This window comes from Streptomyces sp. NPDC001393 (genome assembly GCF_053597455.1).
In genome coordinates this window covers 1-23,757 of record NZ_JBSFIH010000024.1, presented here as the reverse complement: position 1 = coordinate 23,757, position 23,757 = coordinate 1, and the positions used below count along the sequence as shown (strand labels likewise).

Annotated in this window: 19 protein-coding genes and 1 pseudogene; 7 read left to right on the top strand and 13 right to left on the bottom strand. The window is 72.9% G+C overall.

What is annotated here, in order from left to right:
* Positions 1–87 precede the first annotated feature (87 nt).
* Positions 88–1,071: an aldo/keto reductase gene (locus ACWC2T_RS24575; RefSeq protein WP_450672503.1), complete on the top strand. Its 984-nt coding sequence runs from the start codon at positions 88–90 to the stop codon at positions 1,069–1,071.
* 40 nt (positions 1,072–1,111) lie between these two features.
* Complete coding sequence (locus ACWC2T_RS24570) at positions 1,112–1,660, top strand: DUF6328 family protein (RefSeq protein ID WP_450672502.1); 549 nt, start codon at positions 1,112–1,114, stop codon at positions 1,658–1,660.
* Positions 1,661–1,682: 22 nt separating this feature from the next.
* Here the strand turns inward: ACWC2T_RS24570 and ACWC2T_RS24565 are convergent, their stop codons facing one another.
* The 5 genes and pseudogenes from ACWC2T_RS24565 to ACWC2T_RS24545 form a co-directional block, all read right to left on the bottom strand.
* Positions 1,683–2,108, bottom strand: coding sequence for an SsgA family sporulation/cell division regulator (locus ACWC2T_RS24565; RefSeq protein ID WP_450672501.1), 426 nt, complete (start codon positions 2,106–2,108; stop codon positions 1,683–1,685).
* A gap of 62 nt (positions 2,109–2,170) precedes the next feature.
* A pseudogene (locus tag ACWC2T_RS24560) lies at positions 2,171–2,692 on the bottom strand (hypothetical protein); the annotation flags it as partial.
* Positions 2,693–2,780: 88 nt separating this feature from the next.
* The gene (locus ACWC2T_RS24555; protein WP_450672500.1) at positions 2,781–4,349 is read right to left on the bottom strand and encodes a serine/threonine protein kinase; all 1,569 of its coding nucleotides are present in this window, start codon (positions 4,347–4,349) and stop codon (positions 2,781–2,783) included.
* Between the two features lie 214 nt (positions 4,350–4,563).
* Positions 4,564–5,526: a threonine/serine dehydratase gene (locus tag ACWC2T_RS24550; protein WP_450672499.1), complete on the bottom strand. Its 963-nt coding sequence runs from the start codon at positions 5,524–5,526 to the stop codon at positions 4,564–4,566.
* Between the two features lie 417 nt (positions 5,527–5,943).
* Positions 5,944–6,621, bottom strand: coding sequence for an AIM24 family protein (locus ACWC2T_RS24545; protein ID WP_450672498.1), 678 nt, complete (start codon positions 6,619–6,621; stop codon positions 5,944–5,946).
* 372 nt (positions 6,622–6,993) lie between these two features.
* Here ACWC2T_RS24545 and ACWC2T_RS24540 point away from each other — a divergent pair, with 372 nt between their 5' ends.
* Together ACWC2T_RS24540 and ACWC2T_RS24535 are read left to right on the top strand one after the other, a co-directional pair.
* On the top strand, positions 6,994–8,775 hold the full coding sequence (locus tag ACWC2T_RS24540; RefSeq protein WP_450672497.1) for a M4 family metallopeptidase: 1,782 nt from the start codon (positions 6,994–6,996) through the stop codon (positions 8,773–8,775).
* 293 nt (positions 8,776–9,068) lie between these two features.
* Positions 9,069–10,349 (top strand): SGNH/GDSL hydrolase family protein, encoded by a 1,281-nt coding sequence (locus ACWC2T_RS24535; RefSeq protein ID WP_450672496.1) that lies wholly within the window; start codon positions 9,069–9,071, stop codon positions 10,347–10,349.
* Here ACWC2T_RS24535 and ACWC2T_RS24530 read toward each other — a convergent pair.
* The 4 genes from ACWC2T_RS24530 to ACWC2T_RS24515 form a co-directional block, all read right to left on the bottom strand.
* The gene (locus ACWC2T_RS24530) at positions 10,304–13,273 is read right to left on the bottom strand and encodes a helix-turn-helix transcriptional regulator (RefSeq protein ID WP_450672495.1); all 2,970 of its coding nucleotides are present in this window, start codon (positions 13,271–13,273) and stop codon (positions 10,304–10,306) included. The genes ACWC2T_RS24535 and ACWC2T_RS24530 overlap by 46 nt on opposite strands.
* Before the next feature lie 67 nt (positions 13,274–13,340).
* Entirely contained in the window at positions 13,341–13,694 is a 354-nt protein-coding gene (locus ACWC2T_RS24525; protein WP_450672494.1) for a UBP-type zinc finger domain-containing protein, read from the bottom strand.
* Positions 13,691–15,148 carry an ATP-binding protein gene (locus tag ACWC2T_RS24520; RefSeq protein ID WP_450672493.1) on the bottom strand — a complete coding sequence of 486 codons (1,458 nt, stop codon included), beginning with the start codon at positions 15,146–15,148 and terminating at the stop codon, positions 13,691–13,693. The genes ACWC2T_RS24525 and ACWC2T_RS24520 overlap by 4 nt, the downstream gene beginning before the upstream one ends.
* A gap of 16 nt (positions 15,149–15,164) precedes the next feature.
* The gene (locus ACWC2T_RS24515) at positions 15,165–16,841 is read right to left on the bottom strand and encodes an FAD-dependent oxidoreductase (RefSeq protein ID WP_450672492.1); all 1,677 of its coding nucleotides are present in this window, start codon (positions 16,839–16,841) and stop codon (positions 15,165–15,167) included.
* A 248-nt stretch (positions 16,842–17,089) separates the two neighbouring features.
* Between ACWC2T_RS24515 and ACWC2T_RS24510 the strand changes: the two genes are divergently transcribed.
* Positions 17,090–17,956 (top strand): universal stress protein, encoded by an 867-nt coding sequence (locus ACWC2T_RS24510; RefSeq protein WP_450672491.1) that lies wholly within the window; start codon positions 17,090–17,092, stop codon positions 17,954–17,956.
* 1 nt (position 17,957) lies between these two features.
* Here the strand turns inward: ACWC2T_RS24510 and ACWC2T_RS24505 are convergent, their stop codons facing one another.
* From ACWC2T_RS24505 to ACWC2T_RS24495, 3 genes are all read right to left on the bottom strand, one after another.
* Positions 17,958–19,193 (bottom strand): DUF4032 domain-containing protein, encoded by a 1,236-nt coding sequence (locus ACWC2T_RS24505; RefSeq protein ID WP_450672490.1) that lies wholly within the window; start codon positions 19,191–19,193, stop codon positions 17,958–17,960.
* A gap of 31 nt (positions 19,194–19,224) precedes the next feature.
* A complete protein-coding gene (locus ACWC2T_RS24500; protein ID WP_450672489.1) occupies positions 19,225–19,971 on the bottom strand; it encodes an MBL fold metallo-hydrolase in 747 nt (248 codons plus the stop codon).
* A 78-nt stretch (positions 19,972–20,049) separates the two neighbouring features.
* On the bottom strand, positions 20,050–20,679 hold the full coding sequence (locus tag ACWC2T_RS24495) for an alpha-ketoglutarate-dependent dioxygenase AlkB (RefSeq protein ID WP_450672488.1): 630 nt from the start codon (positions 20,677–20,679) through the stop codon (positions 20,050–20,052).
* A 115-nt stretch (positions 20,680–20,794) separates the two neighbouring features.
* On the opposite strand from ACWC2T_RS24495, the gene ACWC2T_RS24490 reads away from it, so the two are divergent.
* Both ACWC2T_RS24490 and ACWC2T_RS24485 read left to right on the top strand, forming a co-directional pair.
* A complete protein-coding gene (locus ACWC2T_RS24490) occupies positions 20,795–21,421 on the top strand; it encodes a TetR/AcrR family transcriptional regulator (RefSeq protein ID WP_450672487.1) in 627 nt (208 codons plus the stop codon).
* Between the two features lie 17 nt (positions 21,422–21,438).
* Positions 21,439–23,112, top strand: a complete 1,674-nt coding sequence (locus tag ACWC2T_RS24485) for an FAD-binding dehydrogenase (protein ID WP_450672486.1) — start codon at positions 21,439–21,441, stop codon at positions 23,110–23,112.
* A 2-nt stretch (positions 23,113–23,114) separates the two neighbouring features.
* On the opposite strand, the gene ACWC2T_RS24480 is transcribed toward ACWC2T_RS24485, so the two are convergent.
* Entirely contained in the window at positions 23,115–23,462 is a 348-nt protein-coding gene (locus tag ACWC2T_RS24480; RefSeq protein ID WP_450672485.1) for a DUF488 domain-containing protein, read from the bottom strand.
* Positions 23,463–23,757 lie beyond the last annotated feature (295 nt).

Genomic DNA, 23,757 nt, shown 5'->3' with positions numbered 1-23,757 from the left:
TCTCACTCATGTGGGTGATACAGACACAGCTCGCCCGCCGGAGCGGCTCGTTCCGCAAGCCCCGGTGCCGGATGACACACTGGCGCCATGGACGAACGCGTAATCGGCAGGTCGGGTCAGTGGGCATCGGTGATCGGCCTCGGCACATGGCAGCTGGGCGCCGACTGGGGTGACGTGGACGCCAAGGAGGCGGAGTCCGTCCTGGAGGCCGCCGCGGAGTCGGGGGTCACCTTCTTCGACACGGCCGACGTCTACGGCGACGGACGCAGCGAGGAGACCATCGGCACCTTCCTGCGCACCCGCCCCGACCTGCATGTGCTGGTGGCGACCAAGATGGGCCGCCGGGTCGAGCAGATCCCCGGGAACTACGTCCTGGACAACTTCCGTACCTGGAACGACCGCTCCCGCCGCAACCTCGGGGTCGACCGCCTCGACCTGGTCCAGCTGCACTGCCCGCCGACGCCCGTCTACTCCACCGACGCGGTGTTCGACGCCCTGGACACCCTGGTCGAGGAGGAGCGCATCGCGGCGTACGGGGTGAGCGTGGAGACCTGCGCCGAGGCGCTGACCGCGATCGCCCGGCCGAACGTGGCGAGCGTGCAGATCATCCTCAACCCCTTCCGCATGAAACCCCTCTACGAGGTGCTCCCCGCCGCCCGCGAGGCCGGCGTCGGCGTCATCGCGCGCGTGCCCCTCGCCTCCGGCCTGCTGTCCGGCAGGTACACCAAGGACACGGTGTTCGCGGCCGACGACCACCGCACCTTCAACCGGCACGGCGAGGCCTTCGACCAGGGCGAGACCTTCTCCGGCGTCGACTACGAGACCGGTGTCGAGGCCGCCGCCGAGTTCGCCGCGCTCACCCCCGAGGGGTACACCCCGGCCCAGCTGGCGCTGCGCTGGATCATCGCGCAGGACGGCGTGACCACGGTGATCCCCGGCGCCCGCCACCCGGAGCAGGCCCGCGCGAACGCGGCCGCCGCCAAGCTGCCGCCGCTGCCCGAGGAGACGTTCACCGCGATCCGTGAGCTGTACGAGCGGCGGATCAAGGACCAGGTCGAGCACCGCTGGTAGGCACCGTTTGAACGAACGGCCGGACGGTTACACGCACCGCATGACGGCGGAGGGACGGCGCAGGGGCCGCAACGAGACCGAGGAGGAGCGGGCCGACCGGATGTGGGTGGAGCTCATCCAGGAGGTCCGCGTCGCCCAGACGGGCGTGCAGATCCTGTTCGGCTTCCTGCTGACCGTCGTCTTCCAGCCGAAGTACGGCACGCTGCCCCACACCGACCAGGTCATCTACATCGTGACCGTCGTCCTGGGCGCCTGCACCACCGGCGCCCTCGTCGGACCGGTCTCCCTGCACCGCCTGGTCTCCGGCCGCCGGGTCAAGCCGCAGGCGGTGCGGCTGGCGTCCCGGATGACCCTGGTGGGCCTGGTGCTGCTGCTCGCCACCATGACCTCGGCCCTGCTGCTGATCCTCCGGGTGGCCACGCACGGCACCTATGTGCCTGCGTTGGTGGCGGCGGTCGTCGTCTGGTACCTGCTGTGGTGGCTCGGCCTGCCCCTGTGGGCCCGCCGCCGGCACGAGTCCCGGTCCGAGGCCGAGGACGGGGACGTGCGCCCGCCCGGGGCCGGGGGCGGCCGTACGGCCGGGTCATGATCCCCCGGCGTGCCCGGCCGGGTCAGCCCGCGGAGAGGATCTCGGCCAACAGTTCGTCGACGGGGGCGCGTTCCCGCCCCGGCGGCACGATCCGGTGAGTCTCCCGCAGGAACGCGGCGACCGCGGGCGCCCAGGCGAACACCACGGCGTGCTGCCGGCCACCGTCCGGGCGGACGTCCCCGAGGAACTCCATGCGCAGCTCATGCCACGCGCCGGTCGCGGCCGGCCGCAGCCGTACGTCGCCCACACCGACGGGCCGCGCCAGCCCCTCGGAGAGCATCTCCCGGTCCAGCCGCCAGCAGGCCAGCACCCGGCCGTCGTGACCGAAGACGGCGGTGACGGCGAACGGGTCGCCGGCGTCGTAACGGAGATGGGCCAGCACGGGGCACCGGCCGGTGCCTTCCGAGTGGAGTTGCACCACCAGGGTCTTGTGCACGAACTCGGTCACGCGAGGGCCTCCGGCGACGATCGGCTCAGGACCCTCTAGTACCCCCATGACGCCCGGGATGCTCAACCCCGCGACGGATTCCCGCCGGCTCCGCGCAGCGCGGCCAGGCAGCTGCCGAAGGCCTGCTGGAGTTTGTCCAGGCGCCGGACCATGTCGTCCTCGTAGAAGTCCTGGGCGTCGTCGAAGGTCAGCTCCTCGAACGCCCTGGTCGCCTTCTGCAGGCTGCCGTAGAACTTCGTCCGCCGCTCCTGGATCCGCAGCTCGTGGTCGGCCTCGACCGCCTCGGCGACGAGCGACTTCATGGTGTCGTAGGCCTCGGTGGCCCACTCGCCGGTGTCCTCGCCGTCCACCAGCTCGTCGAGCAGCGACAGATGGCGCTCGGCCTCCTCACGCAGGTCGGCCGGAGCGTCGACGGTCTGCCCGGCCGGCGTCCTGATCTGCCCGGACTCGGCGATCTGCCGGACGTACCCGATCCGGTCGGCGGCCCGGCTCTCGGCCGCGACGGCCCTCTTCAGGTCGACGGTCCGTACGACGTCACGCGCCACCTCCGCCTGCAGCTCGGGGTCTTCCCGCAGCCGGTCCAGCGGCCCGTGGTGGGTGACATGGCCGCCCTCGAACAGCGCGCGGGCGAGTCCCCGGCGTGGCGGCCCGGAAACGCGCCACCGGCGCCGGTCAGTCCTGCGGCACCCGGAACGTCTGCAGGAACGTCCTCAGCGCCAGCCGGTTCGCGGCGTCGGCCCAGGCCGCGGCCGGTGTCGTGAAGCGCAGCGAGAAGCCGTCGCCGCCGCCCGTCAGCAAGCCACGCCCGAAGGTGTGCACCCGCGCGTCCCCCGTCCCCGCCAGCCACTCCAGGTCGGCCGCCCGGTACCCCTGGTACGTGGTGGCGCGGACGGCGCGCACGCTCTGGTAGCCCGGCAGCCGCCGCAGTCCGGGCTCGACGTCGTCCCGCCAGACGGCCACGGGGTCGTCGAGGCCGACATGCTCGGTGTGGGTCACCGCGAGGGTGGGGGAGCTGCCGCCCCGGCCGAAGATGACGCGGTAGGCGCCGCTGACGCGGGTGGTGGTCAGCCGCTGCCAGCCGTCCGGCAGGGCGACGGAGAAGCCCTCCGGGGCGGTGTAGCGGTGGTAGCCGGCCGGCAGGGCGGGGGAGGCGCTCGGAGCCGGGGCCGGGGAGGAGGACGAGGGGCCAGCGGTGTGCCGGCCGGACGGGGTGGCCGAGGCGGTGGGGCGGGCCGGTGCCTGCGCGCCGCCGGTGCCCGGCAGCTGGTGGGTGGCCGCGAGCACGGCGGCGACGACGGTGACCACGGCCAGCGCGGTACCGGCCGCCAGGATCCGTCTGCCCGGTTCCCGCCCGGCGAGGCGGACACCGGCGTACGCGGCGCGCAGCCGGGGCACGGGGGCCGGCTCACGGTCGGCGTCGGCGTCCTCGTCGAGGGCCCGGATCAGGGCCTGCCTGACCACCGGCCGGGACAGCCGTTCCCGCGAGTTCTTCCGCAGCAGCCCCTGTACGGCCTGGGTGAGCGGGCCCGTGCGCAAGGGAGTGCGCAGCGGCAGCCGGTCCACGGCCTTCAGGGTGGCGTCGGGCCTGCCGCGGTCGCGGAACGGCGGCCGCCCCTCCACCATCGTGTACAGCAGCGCACCCAGCGCCCACAGGTCGGCGGCCGGTCCGATGCGCTCGTCGCGGGCCTGTTCGGGCGAGGCGTACGACGGTGCCGCGAGCCGTGGCACCAGGGTCGCGCCGGCCAGCCCGAACCCGGCGACCACGACCGGGCCGCTGTCCCGGACGAAGACCTGACCGGGGCTCAGCTCGCCGTGCGTGATGCCCTCGTCGTGCGCGGCCTGCAGCACGTCGAGCAGTTCCAGGCCGACCCGGGCCGCCCGCGCGACGTTGAACGCGCCCTCGCGGTCGAGGAGTTCGACCAAGGGTGTGCCGTCGATCCACTCGGTGACCGTCCACAGGGTGCCGGCCTCCACCACGGCGTCGACGACCGTGGCGACCTGGCCGGGGCACAGCAGCCTCATGGTCTCGGAGGTCCGGACGACACGGGCCGTGACCCGGCGCGCGCCGTCGTCGGCGGAGGGTTCCGGCAGGGTGGTCTGGGCCACCAGCCGGGGCTGCTCCGCCGCCACGTCCTCGGCGTACCACCACAGGCGGTTCGTCTCGCGGGCGAAGACCTCCAGGAGCCGGTACCGGCCGGCGACCAACTCGTGTGCGGAGACATGCGCCTTGGTCATGGTCATCCCTCGCTGAAACCCCTGTTTCGTGTCTCAGAGAGGTACGGGGGGCGTGCGGGGGTGCGTTCAAAGAATCCGTGACTCTGCGCCGTTCCTGCCTTTCATTCAATTCTTCGAAAGGGCTTGCGAGTTTGGGATGGTCGCGCCCGGCGGTCGTTCGACCTGCGGGTAACCGAGGGTAAATTCCCGGGCGCGGCCCTGGCTCACACCAGCCGGCGAGTCACCACAGCCCGAACCGCTCGGCCCAGCCGGTGAGCTCCCGTGGTGTCGTATTGCCGCCGCACACCACGAGTCCGATCCGGGCGCCGCCGCCGACCCTGGCCACGACCTGGCGGGCCGCCGGCAGCAGACAGCCCGCGGCCGGCTCGGCCCACACCTTGGCGTGGTCGGCGAGCTCCAGCGAGCCCTGCACCGCGTCCCGGTCCGGCACCACCAGCACCTCCTCGACCAGCGCGGACACATGGTCGTACGTCAGCTGGGACACGGAGGGCGCGCTGAGCGTGGTCACCAGGGACGACACGGACACCGGCACCGGTCCGCCCGCCCTCAGCGCGGCGGACATGGCCTCGGCGCCCCCGGTCTCCACGCCCCAGACGCGCACGCCGGGACGCCGGGCGGCGAGGGCCGCGGCGATGCCGGCGATCAGACCGCCGCCGCCGATGCTGACCACGACGTCCGTCAGGCCGTCCTCCGCATCCTCGGCCAACTCCAGCCCGGCCGTGCCCTGTCCGGCGATCACCACCGGGTCGTCGAACGGGTGGACCAGGGTCAGCCCCTCGTCCCGCAGCCGGGCCATCAGCTGGAACGCGCTGTCCATGCCGTCGGTCAGCCGCACCTGCGCCCCTGCCCGCCCGGCGAGGGCGATGGAGCGCTCGGGCGCGGTGCGGGGCATGACCACGGTCGCCTTCACGTCGAGGGCCGCGGCCATCACCGCGAGGGCGATCCCGTGGTTGCCGCCGCTGACCGCGACCACGCCCGCCGCCCGCTCGGCCTCGCTCAGCGACAGCAGCTTCGCCGTCGCTCCCCGTGCCTTGAACGAGCCCGTGCGCTGGAGCAGTTCGAGCTTGGCGGTGACGGGGACGCCGAGCAGCTCGGTCAGGCCCGGACTCGGCACGGTCGGCGTCCGCACGACGTGCCCGGCGATCCGCTCCGCCGCGGCTTCGATCTCCCTGATGCCGATCAAGGTGCTTCACCCTTCCGGCGCGGGGGTGAGGGCCGCGCCGATCGCACCCTGACCCGCGCGCACTCCCGCGGTCAACACGGTTTCGCAGCCGCCCTGCACCTCGCGGCCCACCAGGAAGTTCGGCAGCCGGAACAGGTCCCCGGCCGCCTGGGACGCCAGTGGCGCCTCCGAGGGCAGCGCCCGGGTGGCGGTCGCGTGCGCGCGGACCTGGGCCGGCGCCGCGGTACGGCCGCCCCGTGGCGTCGATCAGCGGGGCGGTCTTCGCGGCGGGCCTGCACCTCACGGCCGGGACGGTGACGGGGTGACGGAATGGGTGGTCGGTGCCCCGGCCGCTGGGCCGGGGCCCGGTCTGTTGCCGATCAAGACGCGGGTACGACGACGGGGTTGCCCGTGCGGCGCGGAACATGCTGTGAAGGTTCAGTGCTGCTGGGACTTCTGCGGCGTCAGCTCGCTCGGGCGCACCACGACGAAGCCCTCCCCCCGGAGCATCAGCTGCACGGCTTCACCGGAACCGCCGCGCAGCATCGAGCCGATGGACTGGGAGCGGTGCAGCGAGGTCTCCAGGTGCGCGGTCCAGCCGACCACCGCATCCGTGTCGACGTACACCGGCGACTGCGGGGAGACCGGTATGACCAGCGGGTTGCCCTCGCAGACCAGACCGAGCCGGCCCTGTCCGCCGAACACGCTGTTGAACAGACCGCCGCCGGCGATGCCCGACCCCTTCACCGTCCTGATGTCGTACGACAGCGAGGCGTCGAAGCACAGCACGTTGCGGCCGTTGACCGTGAACTGGTCGCCGGCCTCGACCTCGACGATGAAACAGTTCTGTGCCTCGTGCGCGAACCAGGCCTCACCCTGCCCGCGCACCGCCATGAGGGGCAGTCCCTCACCGGTGACCGCACGCTTCAGCATGCCGCCGACGCCCTGCCCCTTGCGCTCGAACCTGAGGCTGCCGCGATGGGCGATCATCGCGCCCTGGCGGGCGTACATCTCGCCGTTCACCGCGTACTTGATGCACTTGGCGTTCTCGACGGACATGCCCGGCTCCACGGCCGGCTGCACCACGTGCTCACTGGAAAAGAGATCACCCTTCATGCGGGGCATGGTGTCCCGGACCATGCCGTTCCGCCAAGATCACGGAAAGTCCGCCGCCACCCGCTGTCAGCGATACGCGTTCGTGCGAGGTCTGATGCGACGTCGGTCACATTCAGGCCCGGGAACCTGGGGGATTGGGTCGACGTCTCCACAGCCGACACACAGTTGGTCAGGGTGTGATCACTCTGTGGCGCACATTCGTAAAGGATTGCCATAGAAGATCGCGAAATCGATCATTCCGTCTTTACGTGGACATGACTGATCCGTAAGGGTTACGCCCTGGGGCCCGACCAGCCCCCGTGACGCGGAACCGCGTCATGCGTCAAGGCGGTTGGGGATCCCGGCTGCCTCAGAACGAAGGAACCCTGATCCTTGCGTAGACCTCACATACGCAGTGTGGCCGTCGCCATCGCGGTGACCACCGCTGCCACGGGTCTGGCCGGTACGGCTTTCGCGGGTCCCTCCACGGGGGCGGAGCGGTCCTCGGCGGCCGCCACCACGGACGCCACCGCGGTGGTCGAGGCGGCGCGCACCGCGGCCTTCGCCCACGCCTCGGCGACCGGCGTCTCCCAGGGCGACGAACTGCACGCGCAGGACGTGATGTTCGACCCCGAGGGTGCCCGGCACGTCCGGTTCGTCCGCACGCACGACGGCATGCCCGTGCTCGGCGGCGACCTCGTCGTCCACCTCGACCACCAGCTGGCCTACGCCGGCGTGACCCGCGCCGCCGGCCACGCCGTCCAGCCCGCCACCACCACGGCCAAGCTGACCGCGGACCAGGCCGCAGCCAAGGCCGCCCAGGCCGCCAAGGGCGACGCGGGCACCGCCCAGCTCGTCGTCGACGCGCGCGGCGGATCCTCCGCCCTCGCGTACCAGGTGACGGTGACCGACCAGAACGGCACCAACACGGTCGTCATCGACGCCGTCACCGGCAAGGTGCGCAGCAACACCCCCGACAGCGACGAGTTCCTGTCGCCGAAGCTGCTGGAGAGCCTGCGCAAGCACGGCGAGACCGCCGACCCGGCCAGCGGCACCGCCTCCGCCGCCCCCGAGTCCCTGCTCGGCTCCGGTGCCTCCGGTGCCGCGAGCTACCCGTCGGCCGCCAAGGGCACCGGCAAGACCCTCTTCGTGGGCACCGTCGGCCTGACCACCACGGCGACCTCGCGCGGTCACTACCAGCTCAAGGACCCGAGCCGGTACGGCACCGAGACGCGGGACGCCAAGGGCTCGACCACCGAGAAGTTCGGCTCGGGTGCGAAGTTCACGAACACGACCGACGTGTGGGGCAACGGCACGACCGGCAACCGTGCCAGCGCCGCCGCCGACGCCCAGTACGGCATCACCAAGACCCTGGACTTCTACAGGGCCACCTTCGGGCGCAAGGGCATAGCCGACAACAGCAAGCCCGCCCAGGGCATGGTCCACTGGGGCAACAAGGTCGCCAACGCCTTCTGGGACCCGACCTGCAACTGCATGCTGTACGGCGACGGCGACGGCCAGATGTTCAAGAAGCCGCTCGTCGTCCTCGACGTCACCGGTCACGAGCTGACGCACGGCGTGGTGGACGCGACCGCCAAGCTGGCGCCGACCTATGTCGACTCCAACGGCAACCAGTACGGTGAGCCCGGCGCGCTGAACGAGTCGCTCGCGGACATCTTCGGCTCCAACGTCGAGTTCTACGCCAACAACCCGAAGGACACGCCGGACTACCTGATCGGCGAGAAGCTGGGCCTCGCGCAGAAGTTCCTGCGCCGTCTCGACCACCCGTCGCTCGACAAGCTCGAGGGCACGATCGACTACTGGTCGCCGGACACCTATTACACCGAGGTGCACGCCGGGTCCGGTGTCTCCTCGCACGCCTACTACCTCCTCGCGGAGGGCAGCGGCAAGAAGACCATCAACGGGGTCAACTACGACTCGCCGACCTACGACCACTCCACGGTCAAGGGCATCGGACGCGCCAAGGCCACCGCGATCTTCTACCGTGCGCTCACCCGCTACATGGTCTCCACGACCTCCTTCCACGACGCGCGCATCGCGACGCTGAAGGCGGCCAAGGACCTGTACGGCGCGAACAGCACCGAGTACAAGACGGTGGACAAGGCGTGGGCCGCGGTCAACGTCACCGCCGCCAACACGCCGGCCAAGCACTGACAGAGCCGCCGTAGTCCTGGATGCCCCGCCTCGCGCGGGGCATCCGCATGTCCGGGGCCCGCACGGCCGTTTCTTCAACTGTCCTACGGCGCAGGCAGATCCGCTCCGCGCCACCGACGGCCCGTGACCCTCGGCGCCCGGCGCGAGCGGCTGTACTCGCCCGCATCCGGCAACCCGCCGAGGTGCGCGTCCTCGGTGGCGGCGGGACCATGACGTCCGTGGGATACGCAGGCACGTCCCGGACGGTCCGCAGGCGAACCCGGCGGGTCCGGCGCGTTCCGGGGCCTCGCGCGATGACCGGCCGGTTCGGACGCGTCCGCCGCGTCGCCGCCGTCCTGCTCACGGCCGTCGTCTGCCAGTCCGCGCCCGCCCGGGCGGGCGCGCTGCCCGCCTCCGCCGAGCAGGCCTCGGGGGTGGTGACCTGGGCGGCGAGCGCCGACCGCATGGGCGAGGGCACCGCCGGAGAGGGCTACCGGCTGATCGTGCACACCAGCGTCGGCGGCGACGATCTGCGCATCCGTCTGAGCAATGCCTTCGGCGACCGCTCGCTGACCGTGGACAGCGTCTACGCCGGAGTGCGCAGCGAGGGAGCCGCCCTGCGGCCGGGCAGCAACCGGCCGCTGACCTTCGGCGGCGCCCGTACGGTCATCGTCCCGGCGGGTGCCACCGCCTGGAGCGACCCGCTGCCCGGCCGTCTGCGCGCGGGCAGCGATCTGGTGGTCAGCCTGTACACCCCGGCCGCGGCGGGACCGGCGACCGGCCACTGGCCGGCCATGCAGACCTCCTACACCGGCCGGGGCGACCACACCGCCGAGCAGAGCGGCGCCGACTGGACGCGGACCACCGGCTCCTGGTGGTACCTCGACGCCGTGTCCGTACGGCCCTCCCGCAGCGCCACCGGGGCCGTGGTCGCGCTCGGTGACTCCATCACCGACGGCTGGCACTCCACCACGGACCTGAACCGCCGCTGGCCCGACTACCTGGCCAGACGCCTGCACACGGCCCACGCGGCCGTCCAAGGCGTCGCCGACGAAGGTATCTCGGGCAACCAGGTGCTCACCGACGGCTTCGGGCAGAGCGCCCTGCACCGCCTGGACCGGGACGTGCTGTCCCTGCCCGGTGTGCGCACCGTCCTCCTCTTCGAGGGGGTGAACGACCTCAAGGCGCACCCCGGCGTCACCGCGCAGGATCTGATCGCCGGCTACCGGAAGATCGCCGAGCGGGTGCACGCGGCGGGCAAGTGCGTGGTCGTCGCCACGATCGGCCCCTTCGAGGGCCGGCCCGAATGGCGCCCGGCCGCCGAGGCCGTACGCCGGGCAGTGAACCGATTCGTCCGCGCCGACGGGGAGTTCGACGCGGTCACCGACTTCGACCGTGTCCTGCGCAGCCCCCGTGCCCCCGCCCGGCTGCTCGCGCGCTTCGACGGCGGTGACCACCTCCACCCCGACGACCGGGGCATGCGGGCGCTGGCCGACGCAGTCGGCCTCGGCAGCCTCGACTGCGCCCGCTCACCGGAGGGCCGGCCGGCTCACCCCGCCCCGGTCGGCTCCGGTGCGATCAGCCCCCGGCGGTAGGCGATCGCCACCGCCTCCGCACGGCTCGCGGCACCCAGCTTGGCCAGGATGTTGGAGACGTGCACGCTCGCCGTCTTGCCGCTGATGAACAGCTCCTCGCCGATCTGCCGGTTGCTGCGGCCCCGCGCCAGGAGCCGCAGCACCTCCTGCTCCCGGGCGGTCAGCGGAGCGGCACCGGCCGTGGGGGTACCGGCGGCGGTGAGACGGCCCCGGCGGGCCAGCGCGTCGATCCGTGCCAGCAGCGGTGCCGCGCCCAGTGCGCGCGCCGTCGACTCGGGCGTGCGCAGTTCCTGCGCCGCCTCCGCCCGCCGCTCGACGGCCAGCAGCGCCTCCGCGTACCGCACCCGGCAGCGGGCCTGTTCGTACGCATCGCCGTACGCGAACGCTGCGACCGCCTTCTCCCAGGCCGACGGGTCAGGGCCGGAGACGGCCGTCGCCCACTCCGCCTCGGCGCGGGCGAGCCAGGCCTGGCCCTCGGGCCCCTGCGGACGGCCCTCCTCGTCCCGCGCGGCCGACGCCCGCGCCTGTGCCACCAGGTCGGTCGCGGTCTCCGCCCAGCCGCGCAGCGCCGACTCGTCCCCGGCACGCCGCAGTTCCACGGCCCGGTCGGCGACCGCCGTGAGGCAGAGCGCGGCGAGCCGGACCGTGACATCGGGCCGCCGCCCCGAGTCGTCGCCGAGCGCGCCGAGCGCCGCCCGCATCCGCTCCACGGCCGCCTCCGGGGCGCCGCGCAGCGCGGCGGCGTCGGTGAGGGCGATGCCGGCGACCAGGGTGCCCATCCAGTTGAACGGCCCCTCCAGCAGCGCCTCGGCCCGTCCGACGGCCCCGGCGTCGCCCCGCGCCACCGCCACGTACAGCGCGGGGCCCGCCGCGAAGGCGCCCGTGGCCGGCAGGACGGCCGCGGCCTCGGCCGCCGTACCCAGGCAGTCGTCCCACCGGCCGAGCGTGTACAGCGCCAGCAGCTGGAGATACCGCATCTCCAGCGGATACGGCGAGGACAGCAGCCCGCTCCGGCGGGCCCGCTCCAGCCCCTCCGCCAGCAGGGGCAGACATGCCTGCGGATCGCCGGCCTCCAGGCGGCTGATGGCCTGGTTGAACAGCGCCCGCATCTCCACGGGACCGTGTCCGGCGGACCGTGCGAGCTCCCGGGCCCGCTGCAGCCGCTCCTGGCCCTTAGCGGAGCACCGGCCGCCGCCTTCGAAACTCGCCAGGGTGATCAGCAGATCGGCCTGCGCGTCGGCCATGCCCAGTTCTTCGGCGACGCGCAGGGCACGGTGGGCGATGCTCAGGGCCTGGTCGTCCGGGCCGAGATGGCGGGCCGCCATGACATGGGTGGCCGCCGCCCACACCCAGGTCCGCGACGGCGGCTCGGCGGGGATCAGCGCCAGTGCCTCGCTGCTGTACCGGTAGGCCGCCTGGAGCCGGTCCACGGTGAGCAGGTTGCCGGCGAGGGTGTATCGGATCCGGGCGGCGAGCGCGGAGTCGGCGTCCTGGCCGACCTCGGCGAGGGCGGCCCGGGTGAGGGAGACCGCCCGATGGGAGTCCCCGGCCTGCGCGGCCGCGGCGGAGGCCCGCAGGGTCAGCGTGACGGGCGCGACCCCGTCGGCGCTCGGCCGGGCCTCGGCCGGCACCGACGACCACAGGTCCAGTGCCGTCTCCAGATGCCGCAGCTCCTCGGCCGGCGCACCCAGCCGCCGGGCGTGGTCGGCCGCCTCCAGGCAGGCGGCGAGCGCCCCCGGCAGGTCGTGGCTCTCGCGCGCGTGGTGGGCGCGCTCGGCCGCGGTTTCCGGTGCGCGGCCGCGGGCGGCGAGCAGCCGCGCGTACGCCCCGTGCAGCCGGGACCGCTCGCCGGGCAACAGGTCGGCGTAGACCGCCTCGCGGGTGAGGGCGTGCCGGAAGGCGTAGGTGTCGCCGTCCCCGGGAACGAGCAGCTGCCGTCCGAGAGCCTCGCGCAGCGCCGCCTCCAGGTCCTCCTCGGGGAGCCCGGCCGCCTCGCGTAGCAGCTCGTGCTCCACCCGGCGCCCGGCCACGGCGGCGGTGCGCAGCACCTGCTGGGCGGTCTCGGTCAGCTGCTCGACCCGGATGAGCAGCAGGTCCGCGAGCCCGCTGGGCACCCCGTCGGCGTCCGCGCCGGCCGCCGCGAACAGCTCCTGCGCATAGAACGCGTTGCCCTCCGCGCGGGCCACGATGCGGCGCACGACGGCCTCGGGCAGCGGGCGCTCCTCCAGCGCCCGCACCAGCCGTGCGACCTCGGGATCGGGCAGCGGCCGCAGCTCCAGCCGCTCCACGGCAGGCAGCCGCACCAGTTCGGCGAGCAGCGGGCGCAGCGGGTGGCGGCGGTGCAGATCGTCCGCCCGGTAGGAGGCGAGGACCGCGAGGCGCCGCTCGGGGCCGCCGCCCGACCGGTGCAGCACACCCCGGCTGAGCAGGAAGCGCAGCAGGTCCCGGGAGGACTGGTCGGCCCAGTGCAGGTCCTCCAGGACCAGCAGCAGCGGTGCCACGGCGGCCAGTTCGGCCAGCAGCCCGGCGACGTCCTCGAACAGCCGCAGCCGCCCGTCCGGACCGCCCGCCGGGTCCGTCCCCGCACCCAGCAGCCGGTCCACCGCCGGATGCGCGGCCAGTACGGCCGTGAAGCGCGCGTCGGCGCCGAGCGCGCCGAGGACCTCGGTGAACGGCAGATACGGCAGACCGACGTCGCCCAGGTCCACGCAGTGCCCGGTGACCACGGTCGTCCCCGCCCGCGCCGCCCGCCCCGCGACCTCCTCCAGCAGCCGTGTCTTGCCGACCCCCGCGTCCCCGGCGACCAGCACCGCGCGCGCCGCCCCACCCCGGGCACCCTCCAGCACACCCATGAGCCGGGCCACTTCCTCGTCCCGCCCGATCAACGGCGGCGCACTGAAGGCGATCTGCGACACGCCCCCCATCCTGACACGCCGGCGCGCCATGACTCGCAGCCGCGTGGTCAGGGAACTCCCCCGAGCCGGCAGGCACTCAACCCCGCAAGGTCTCGGCCCAGTTCTCCGGCACCCGCCCCGCAGGCCCCGGTACCGGCTGATCCGAAGGATGACTGACCGGCGGCGCGAGGTCAGGCCCCGAGGTGTACAACTCATCCGTCGCGTAGTTCCAGAACCACTCCTCACCCGGCTCGAAACTCCGGATCACCGGATGCCCCGTCGCGCGATAATGCGCGGTCGCATGCTTGGCGGGGGAGTCGTCGCAACATCCGATGTGCCCGCACTGCGCGCACCGCCGCAGATGGAACCACCAGCCGCCGGCCTCCTCGCACTCCGCACATCCCGGACCGCTGGGCGGGACGCCCGGGTCGACTGCGTCGACAGCGTTCATACGGTCACCTCCACTTCCTCCGGCACCTCCGCGGTGAGCGGCAGCAGCACCTGGAAGCGGGTGTCGCCGGGCACCGATTCCAGGCGCAGGCTGCCGTGGTGCTTGTTGACGACGATCCGCCAGGAGATGTCCAGGCCCAGCCCGGTGCCCTCGCCGACCGGTTTGGTGGTGAAGAACGGGTCGAAGATCCGGTCCTTGATCGCGGGCGGCACGCCGGGCCCGGTGTCCCGGAACTCCACCAGCAGCCGCTCGTGGTCGAGCGCGGTCCGTACGGTCAACGTGCCCGTGCCGCCCGCGCCGTTCATGGCGGACACCGCGTTGTCGATCAGGTTGGTCCACACCTGGTTCAGCTCCGCCGGATAGGCGGGCACCGGCGGGAGCGTGCGGTCGTACTCCTTCACGACCTCGATACCGGCGCCGATCTTGCCGGAGAGCATCAGCAGGGTGCTGTCGAGGAGTTCGTGCACGTCCACCACGCGGTAGGGTGCCCGGTCCAGCTGCGAGTACTGCTTCGCCGCGTCGACGAGATGCGAGATGCGGGTGGTGGAGTCCTCGATCTCGCTCATCAACAGCTCGGTCTCGATGGTGTAGTTGAGCCAGCCGATGGCACCGGCCAGGATCTCCTCGTCCACGGCGGCGGCCACCTGCTCCAGCCAGTCGACGTCGAGCCCGGCCTGCACGAAGGTCGGAGCCAGCTGCCAGCCGTGGTCGATCCCGTGGTCCTGAAGCCAGTCGGTGAGCAGATCCTCCCGGTCGGCGGCCTCCAGCGGGCTGAGCACCGGGGCCTTGGCGACCCGTTCGGCGGTGCGCTCCTGGATCTCGATCAGGCTCGCCAACGCGTCGCGGGAGAAGGGGCCTTCGGCGATCACGGCGAGCTTGTGCCGCATCTTGGCGACCCGTTCGCGCAGGGTGGCGGTGGCCCGGACCGCGGCCGCGGCCGGGTTGTTCAGCTCGTGCGTGAGCCCGGCCGACAGCGAGCCGAGCGCCAGCAGCCGCTCCCGCTGCCCGATCGCCGCCTGGGTGTTCTTCGACCCGAAGAACAGGCCCTCCAGCAGGTGTACGGCCATCGGGAACCACTCGGTCATGACGTCGGCGAAGATGTCCGCCGGCAGCACGAAGAACCGCGTCGGCTCGGTCACCCGCATCGAGTTGTTGTAGACCTGCCGCACCCGGTCACCGAGGTAGGCCTGCATCGCGCCGGCGTACACCCCGGGCTGCGAGGCGCGGGTGACCTCCACGTCGTCGCCGCCGACCCGGCGGGAGAGCACGACCGTGCCCTCGATCATCACGAAGAAACAGGTGGCCGGATCCCCCTCGGTGTACACCGGACCGGGCTGGAACAGCTCCACCCGCCCCTCGCTGCACAGCCGGCCCAGCTGCTCCGGGCTCAGCTTCTCGAAGAGGAACAGCGAGCCGATCTCCTTGGGGCTGCACGGCACGATCTGCCCGCTCATGACTGCTCCTGCCCGTTCATGACTGTTCCAGATACCGGTGGACGAGCATCACGGCCATGGCTCCCTCTCCGACGGCGGACGCGACCCGCTTTGCGGACTCGGCACGGGCGTCACCCGCCACGAACACGCCGGGGACGCTGGTCTCCAGGTGGTACGGCGGCCGGTCCAGCTCCCAGCCGGCCGGCGGCCGCCCGTCGGCGGTCAGATCGGGCCCGGCCAGGATGAACCCGCGCTCGTCACGCAGCACCGCGTCGCCCAGCCAGTCGGTCAGCGGGGCGGCACCGATGAACACGAACATCCAGTGCGCGTCGACCCGTTCGGTCTCACCGGTCACGGTGTCACGCAGCGTCAGCTGCTCCAGGCGGTCCACGCCGTGCGCCGCGTCCACCACGGTGTGCGGGCGCACCGAGATGTTCGGCGCCTCGTTGATCTGCTGGATCAGGTAGTGCGACATCGAGGCCGAAAGGTCGGGGCCGCGCACCAGCAGCGTCACCGACTTCGCGCCCCGGGACAGGTACATCGCCGCCTGGCCCGCCGAGTTGGCGCCGCCGACGATGTAGATGTCCTGCCCCTGGCAGGAGGCCGCCTCGGTCAGTGCCGAGCCGTAGAACACACCACACCCGGTGAGACCGGTGCAGCCCTGGGCCTGGAGCTGCCGGTACTGCACGCCGGTCGCGAGGATCACGCTGTGCGCGGCGATCGCCGAGCCGTCCGCGAACCGTACGACCCGGGCGGCGCCGTTGACCTCGAGTCCCGTCACCTCGCGGGTGGTCAGGATCTCGGCGCCGAACTTGGCGGCCTGCCGGCGCGCCCGGTCGGTGAGCTGGGCGCCGGAGACGCCGTCGGGGAAGCCCAGGTAGTTCTCGATCCGGGAGCTCTGCCCGGCCTGCCCGCCGGTCGCCGACCGCTCCACCAGCACGGTCCTGAGCCCCTCGGAGGCCCCGTACACGGCCGCGCCGAGCCCGGCCGGACCGCCGCCGATCACGATCAGGTCGTAGAAGTCGGCCGTCGGCGTGGTCGCGAGGCCCACCCGCGCCGCCAGCTCGGGCGCCTCCGGCTCGACCAGTGTGCCGCCGTCCGGCGTGATCACCAGCGGCAGCCGCCGCCCGTCCGCCCCGGCGGCCGCCAGCAGCCGCTGCCCCTCGGGCTCCTCCACCGAGTACCAGCGGTAGGGCACCTGGTTGCGGGCCAGGAACTCGCGCACGTCCGACGATCGCGCCGACCAGCGGTGCCCGACGACCTTGGTGCTGGGCACGGGTTTGTAGGCGCTGCTGCGCCACGCCTGAAGCAGGTCGTCGAGGACCGGATAGAGCTTCTCCTCCGGCGGATCCCAGGGCTTGAGCAGGTAGTGGTCGAGATCGACGACATTGATCGCGTCGATGGCGGCGTTGGTGTCCGCGTACGCGGTGAGCAGCACCCGCCGCGCCCCCGGGTAGACGTCCAGCGCCTGTTCCAGGAACTCGATGCCGTTCATCTGCGGCATGCGGTAGTCGGCCAGGATCACCGCCACCAGGTCGCCGCGCAGCTTCAGCTCGCGCAGCGCCTGGAGCGCGGACTCCCCGGACTCCGCGCGCACGATCCGGTACGACTCGCCGTAGCGCCGCCGCAGATCGCGGGCGACGGCACGGGAGACTCCCGGGTCGTCGTCCACGGTCAGGATGACGGTCCGCGCTGCGTCGGCGGCCTGTGCCATACGTCTCCCACCCCGAGCGTTGGTTCCACGGGCCGGTGTCATGGAGACCACCGCACCGGTTCCCAGCCATCGTATGTTCGATCGCCCCGGTCCGCCCTGGGGTACGACAGGCAGCACGCCCGGCCCGCCCGCCGCTCACCCGAGGAATCGCCCGACGGCAGGTGGGGGAGACAGGCGTGCCCGTGGGCGACGGTGACCCATAGTGGGCACCACCAGCATCACGAGCGCGGCGACGAGGAGACCCACGCATGACACGCCCGATCACGGCAGGGGTGGACGGCACCGAGGAGAGCCTGGCCGCGCTGGAGTGGGCGGGCCGGGAGGCCGTACGCCGTGGGCTGCCCCTGCGCATGGTGCACGCCTGGCGGTACGCCGAGTCGCTCGCCACCGCGGACCGGGACACCCAGCACGGCTGGGTGTCGCAAGGGGTGGCGGAGGCCGTGCGGGCCGTCTCGGAGCGGCATCCGGGGCTTGAGGTGGGCGTCGACGTGGTCGAGGGCGAGCCCGTGCACGCGCTGGCCCGGGCCGCGGCGGAGGCGGAGATGCTGGTGCTGGGCTCGCGCGGGCACGGGCCCGTGATCGGGTTCCTGCTGGGGTCGGTCGGCCAGCAGGTGATCGCCGAGGCCGACCGGCCGGTGGTCCTGGTGCGGGCCGGGGACCAGCCGGCCGCCGAAGCCGCCGGGCGGGACGTCGTGGTCGGCCAGCACGGCGACGCGGAGGACAGCGCGGCCACCCTGCGGTTCGCGTTCGAGACGGCGGCGGCCCGGGGCGCGGCCGTCCGGGCCGTACGGGCGTGGACCCTGCCGCCCGTCTTCGCCTACAGCCCCGGCTCGCTCAGGCTCCTCGACGACGCGGGCGGTCTCGAACCCTACGAGCAGCAGGCGCTGACCGAGGCGCTCCGGCCGTGGCGGGAGCGGTTCCCGCAGGTGCCCGTGGCCGAGCAGGTCGAGATGGGCAGCGCGGGCCAGGTGCTGCTGTCCGCGGCCGGCCGGGCTCAGCTGATGGTCGTCGGGCGCCGGGCGCACCGTATGGCCGTGGGCGCCCGGATCGGCTCGGTCGCACACGGGATGCTGCACCACGCCGAGTGCCCGGTCGCCGTGGTCCCGCACGACTGAGCTACTCCGCCTCGGTCGGCTCCAGCGTCGCCCGCGCCCTGGGCAGGACGTTGCCGATGTAGTCCTCGACGGCCGTGTCGAGGCCTATGTCGTGCTGGGCTCGCTCGGACAGGTACCAGCGGTGTTCGAGGAGTTCGTGGTAGATCTCGGCCGGGTCCATCGAGCCGCGCAGCCCGAGCGGGATCGCGCGGACGGTGGGCCGGAAGACGTCCCGCACCCACCGGTGGGCCAGGACCTCGGGGCGGGCGGCGAGGGGATCGCCGGGCGCGTAGTCGTCCTGGGTGGCCATCCAGCTCTCCAGGTCGTTCAGCAGCCGCCGCGCCTGGTTCTCCTCGGCGTCCAGACCGGTCAGCCGCAGCAGCTGGCGCTGATGGTGGCCGGCGTCGACGACCTTGGGCACGAAGGTGACGGTGTCGCCGCCTGCGGAGTGCTCGATCTGCATCTCGGCCACGTCGAAACCGAGGTCGTTCAGCCGGCGGATCCGGCGTTCGATGTAGTGGTACTTGCCCGCCGGATACACCGAGGTGCGGGTCAGCTCCTGCCACAGGCCCTGGTACCGGGTGCAGATCTCGTGCCCGAACTCCACCGGGTCGACGGACGGGTGCAGCGCACCGGACGCCTCCAGGTCCAGCAGTTCCCCGCTGATGTTCACCCGGGCCAGATCGAGGTCGTACTCCCGCTGCCCGGGGCTCAGCCGGGGGTGCAGATCGCCGGTCTCGGCGTCGACCAGATAGGCGGCGTAGGCGCCCGCGTCCCGCCGGAAGAGGGTGTTCGACAGCGAGCAGTCGCCCCAGGCGAACCCGGCCAGGTGCAGCCGCACCAGCAGCACGGCGAGGGCGTCCATCAGCCGGTGCATGGTCGCCGGGCGCATGGTCGTCTCGAACATCGAGCGGTACGGCATCGAGCCGCGCAGATGCCGGGTGACCAGGACCGGCTCCAGCGGGGCGCCCGAGCCGTCGGTGCGGCCGGTGACCACGGCGAGCGGGTCGACGGCGGGGATGCCGAGCCGGTCGAGGTCGCGCAGCAGCCCGTACTCGCGCAGCGCGGGCCGCTCGGCCAGCTCCTTGACGGCGATCACCTCGTCGCCGGCGTGCGCGTAGCGCACGACGTGCCGGGAGATGCCCCGCGGCAGCGGCACGAGGTACTCCTCGGGCCACTCCTGAAGGGGCACGTCCCAGGGCAGGGCGAGCAGGAGCGCGGGGTGCTCCGGGTTCGTGGCGCTGATCTGCAAGGCCATGGCACGAACCCTAAGGCCCCGGCTGGGGGTTCTAGGAGGCCCGTTCCCGGGCCAGCTCGGCCGCCGTGCGCACCGGACCCCGGTGGACTGGCCCGTGACCGGGCAGCAGGGTGTCGGCGTCGAGCGCGCCGATCGTCTCCAGGGAGGCCAGGACACCGGCGCGCTCGTGGTGGAAGAAGTCGAGCAGTATCTGCGGGCCCTTGACCCGCGAGGTCGCGTGCCCGGTGGCCAGGGTGTCGCCGGAGATGACGATGCCCGCCTCGGGAAGGTGGTAGACGCAGTGGCCGTCGGTGTGGCCCGGGGTGTGCACGGGCACGGGGCGGCCGGGCAGGTCCAGCGGGCCGTCGGCAGGGAACGGCTCGGGCGCGGTGACCGGGTTGTGCCGGGTGCCGCCCACCTTGATCACGTGCCGCGCCCAGGGCACGACGCCGGGTCGCCAGGCGTTGCGCACCACGTCCCCGATGGAGGCCTGCTGCAGGAACTCCCGTCGCGCGTGCGGCACTTCGGCCGGGTGCAGATACACGGGAGTGCCGTGGGTCGCCCGCAGGTACTCGGCCGAGCCCAGATGGTCGTTGTGCGCGTGGGTGATCAGTACGGCGGCGACAGCCTCCGGTGAACTGCCCACCTCGGCCAGGGAGTCGAGGACTCCTTGGCGGTCTCCCGGGTAACCGGTGTCCACCAGGGTGACGGCGTCCCCGTCCTTCAGGATCACCCAGTTGACGTGGTTGCCGTGCACCAGATAGGTGCCGTCGGCGACGTGGTGTACCTCTGCCCGCATGATCTCCCCGAGCCCTGTGTGGCTGACCGTCGGGGACAGCCAACCAGAAGTTCCGGCGGCCCGCACCGGTGGCCCGGGTCAGTGCACGCCGTGCGGCCGGAACTGGATGCTGATGCGCGGCCCCGTGGCCCGGGCGGACTTCGGCACGCAGTGTTCCCAGGTCCGCTGGCAGGAGCCGCCCATCACGATCAGGTCGCCGTGTCCGAGCGGCCGCCGCAGCGCCGTACCGCCTCCGCCGGCCGGGCGCAGCAGCAGGTCCCGGGGCGCGCCGACGGAGAGGATCGCGACCATCGTGTCCTCACGGGCGCCCCGCCCGATCCGGTCGCCGTGCCAGGCCACGCTGTCCCGGCCGTCGCGGTAGAAGCACAGCCCCGCGGTGGTGAACGGCTCGCCCAGCTCCTCGGCGTAGTGCTGGGACAACGCGTCACGGGCCTGGTCCAGCACCGGATGGGGGAGCTGGTCCTGGGCCGCGTAGAAGGCCAGCAGGCGCGGTACGGCGACCACGCTGTCGTACATCGTGCGGCGCTCCGCGCGCCACGGCACGTCCGCCGCCAGCTTCTCGAACAGCGCGTCGGCCCCGCTCAGCCAGCCCGGCAGCACGTCGATCCAGGCGCCGGCGCCCAGGACGGTCCGGCGCAGCCCGTCGAGCGGGCCGAGTCGCAGCTCGTCGGTCTGGTCGAACAGGGAGCCCTGCAGGTGCGTGGACATGGATCCAGCCTACCCCTTAATCGAAAATACGTTCCCATTTGATGGGTGGAGGCGCGGTCTTTCGATGCATCGGTGTATCGGATACATTCCTGTATCGGACGGAGGTTGTGAGCCCATGGAAGACACCCCCAGGCGCGTCACCCGGCGGCGGGAGCAGACCCGCGCCCGCCTGCTCGGCGCCGCGTTCGAGGTGTTCGCGGCCAAGGGCTTCGGACGGGTCTCCATCGAGGAGGTCTGCGAAGCGGCCGGCTTCAGCCGCGGCGCCTTCTACTCGAACTTCGCCACCCTGGACGAGCTGTTCTTCGCGCTCTACCAGGAGCGCGCCGACCTCATCGCCTCCCAGGTGGCCGAGGCGCTCGCCCAGGAGGGGCCCGGGATCGACGTGCCGGCCTCCGTGGACCGGGTCACCGAGGTGCTGCTGCTCGACGTGGACTGGCTGCTGGTGAAGACCGACTTCCTGGTGCACGCCGCCCGCGACCCGGAGACCGCCCGGGCCCTCCTCGACCACCGCGCCAGGCTCCGTGACGCGATCGCCGACCGGCTCTTCCGGGCCCGCGGCCACACCGAACTGCCCGCCGTGCTCGGGGACGTGGACGGCGCCGCGCACGCCGTGGTCGCCGCGTACGACGGCGTCACCGTCCAGCTGCTGCTGGACAAGGACGTCGACGCCGCCCGGGTCTGGCTGAAGCAGCTGCTCACCGCACTTCTCACCGACGGCAGCAGTTCCCCATCGAGGATCTGAGGAAGGACACAGTCGCCATGGACGCGGACGTCATCGTCGTCGGAGCGGGCCTCGCCGGCCTGGTCGCGGCACACGAGCTCACCAGCCGGGGCCGCCGGGTGGCGCTGGTCGACCAGGAGAACGCCGCCAATCTCGGCGGACAGGCGTTCTGGTCCTTCGGCGGGCTCTTCCTCGTCGACTCGCCCGAGCAGCGCCGCCTGGGCATCAAGGACTCCTTCGACCTCGCCTGGAACGACTGGCGGGGCAGCGCCCAGTTCGACCGGCTCGACGACGAGGACTCCTGGGCGGTGCGCTGGGCCCGGGCGTACGTCGAGTTCGCGGCCGGCGAGAAGCGGTCCTGGCTCAAGGGACACGGCATCGAGCTGCTGCCGACCGTCGGCTGGGCCGAGCGCGGCGACCTCAGGGCGGGCGGACACGGCAACTCCGTACCCCGCTTCCACATCGCCTGGGGCACCGGCACCGGCGTGGTCGAACCCTTCGTCCGGTACGCCCGCCAGGCCGCCCGGGACGGACTGCTGACCTTCCACCACCGCCACCGGGTCGACGAGCTGGTCATCGAGGACGGCACGGCGCGCGCGGTGCGCGGCACCGTCCTCGCCGAGGACCCTTCGCCGCGCGGTGTCGCCTCCAGCCGCGACCGCGTCGGCGACTTCGAACTCACCGCCCAGGCCGTCGTCGTCACCAGCGGCGGCATCGGCGCCGACCACGACATCGTCCGCCGCTACTGGCCCGCCCGGCTCGGCACCCCGCCGGCCGAGATGGTCACCGGCGTTCCCGCCTACGTCGACGGCCGGATGCTGGACATCAGCGCCGAGGCCGGCGTCCGCCTGGTCAACCGCGACCGCATGTGGCACTACACCGAGGGCCTGCAGAACTGGGACCCCATCTGGCCCGGCCACGGCATCCGCATCCTGCCCGGCCCGTCCTCCATCTGGCTGGACGCCCTCGGCCGCCGCCTCCCCGACCCCTGCCTGCCGGGGTACGACACCCTCAACACGCTCAAGTACCTGCGCACCACCGAGGACATCGCCGGATACGACCACTCCTGGTTCATCCTCACCCGGAAGATCATCGAGAAGGAGTTCGCGCTCTCCGGCTCCGAGCAGAACCCCGACATCACCGCCAAGGACCGCAGGGCCGTGCTGCGCGACCGGCTCCTCGGCCAGGGCGCGCCCGCGCCGGTGCAGGCCTTCCTGGACAAGGGCGCGGACTTCGTGACCGCGGGCAACCTGGAGCAACTGGTCGGCAAGATGAACGCGCTCACCGACAAGCCGCTGCTGGACGCGGCCGAGGTGCGCCGCCAGATCGAGGCCCGCGACCTGCAGATGGCCAACCCCTACAGCAAGGACTCCCAGGTCCAGGGCATCCGCAACGCCCGCCGCTACATCGGCGACCGGCTCGGCCGGGTCGCCGCGCCGCACCGCATCCTCGACCCCGCCGCGGGCCCCCTCATCGGCGTGCGGCTGCACGTGCTGACCCGCAAGACCCTCGGCGGCATCCAGACCGACCTGGACTCCCGCGCCCTGACCGCCGACGGCACGCCGGTCGAGGGACTGTACGCGGCGGGCGAGGTGGCCGGCTTCGGCGGCGGCGGTGTGCACGGCTACAACGCGCTGGAGGGCACCTTCCTCGGCGGCTGCCTGTTCTCCGGCCGGGCCGCGGGCCGGCACGCGGCCGGGCACACGGGCTGATCTCAGCCCGTCAGCAGCTCCACCAGGACCTGCGCGTGGCTCCGCTCCGGCGTCCTGGACGCGGTCAGCAGGGTCACCCTGCCGGTGCGGACCGAGTTCCTGAGGCCGTCGAGGAGTCCGGCGGCCTCAGGGGCGTCGAGCTCGGCCTCGTAGCGGCTCCTGAACTCCTCGTACGAGCCGCCCCCGTGGAACCACCTGCGCAGCTCGGTCGACGGCGTGAGCACCTTCGGCCACTCGTCCACGCGGGCGGCGTCCTTGGCGAGGCCGCGCGGCCACAGCCGGTCGACCAGGACGCGCAGGCCGTCGTCGGCCTCGGGCGGGTCGTAGATCCGGCGCACACGCGCGCTCACGGTCGTCACTCCTCCCGGGGACGGCGGACGGTTCCGCGAGGGTAACCCACCTTGCGGCCGGTGCGCCGGGCGGCAAGGCGGCGAGACGTGGCCAGAATGAGAGGGACACCGGACCACCGGCGCCCCTAGGCCTGTCGTCACATTCCCGCCTGCCCCGCGACGCCATGCACGCTCCCCCACTGCCTCAAGGGCGTGGGAGGTGCCCCCACTCGCCGCACCGGGCCCGGGCCCAAGTACATCCAGTACGAGGGCCAGGACCCGGCACTCCCCCAGCCTTCGGCCGGGGGGACCCCCA

Excerpts from the sequence above, each read along its gene's own strand:
- ACWC2T_RS24570 (WP_450672502.1), top strand. The coding sequence starts at position 1,112 with ATGACGGCGGAGGGACGGCGCAGGGGCCGCAACGAGACCGAGGAGGAG.
- ACWC2T_RS24485 (WP_450672486.1), top strand. The coding sequence starts at position 21,439 with ATGGACGCGGACGTCATCGTCGTCGGAGCGGGCCTCGCCGGCCTGGTC.
- ACWC2T_RS24575 (WP_450672503.1), top strand. The coding sequence starts at position 88 with ATGGACGAACGCGTAATCGGCAGGTCGGGTCAGTGGGCATCGGTGATC.
- ACWC2T_RS24530 (WP_450672495.1), bottom strand. The coding sequence starts at position 13,273 with ATGGGGGGCGTGTCGCAGATCGCCTTCAGTGCGCCGCCGTTGATCGGG.
- ACWC2T_RS24535 (WP_450672496.1), top strand. The coding sequence starts at position 9,069 with ATGACCGGCCGGTTCGGACGCGTCCGCCGCGTCGCCGCCGTCCTGCTC.
- ACWC2T_RS24510 (WP_450672491.1), top strand. The coding sequence starts at position 17,090 with ATGACACGCCCGATCACGGCAGGGGTGGACGGCACCGAGGAGAGCCTG.
- ACWC2T_RS24520 (WP_450672493.1), bottom strand. The coding sequence starts at position 15,148 with ATGAGCGGGCAGATCGTGCCGTGCAGCCCCAAGGAGATCGGCTCGCTG.
- ACWC2T_RS24555 (WP_450672500.1), bottom strand. The coding sequence starts at position 4,349 with ATGACCATGACCAAGGCGCATGTCTCCGCACACGAGTTGGTCGCCGGC.
- ACWC2T_RS24500 (WP_450672489.1), bottom strand. The coding sequence starts at position 19,971 with ATGCGGGCAGAGGTACACCACGTCGCCGACGGCACCTATCTGGTGCAC.
- ACWC2T_RS24495 (WP_450672488.1), bottom strand. The coding sequence starts at position 20,679 with ATGTCCACGCACCTGCAGGGCTCCCTGTTCGACCAGACCGACGAGCTG.
- ACWC2T_RS24505 (WP_450672490.1), bottom strand. The coding sequence starts at position 19,193 with ATGGCCTTGCAGATCAGCGCCACGAACCCGGAGCACCCCGCGCTCCTG.
- ACWC2T_RS24515 (WP_450672492.1), bottom strand. The coding sequence starts at position 16,841 with ATGGCACAGGCCGCCGACGCAGCGCGGACCGTCATCCTGACCGTGGAC.
- ACWC2T_RS24490 (WP_450672487.1), top strand. The coding sequence starts at position 20,795 with ATGGAAGACACCCCCAGGCGCGTCACCCGGCGGCGGGAGCAGACCCGC.
- ACWC2T_RS24545 (WP_450672498.1), bottom strand. The coding sequence starts at position 6,621 with ATGAAGGGTGATCTCTTTTCCAGTGAGCACGTGGTGCAGCCGGCCGTG.
- ACWC2T_RS24525 (WP_450672494.1), bottom strand. The coding sequence starts at position 13,694 with ATGAACGCTGTCGACGCAGTCGACCCGGGCGTCCCGCCCAGCGGTCCG.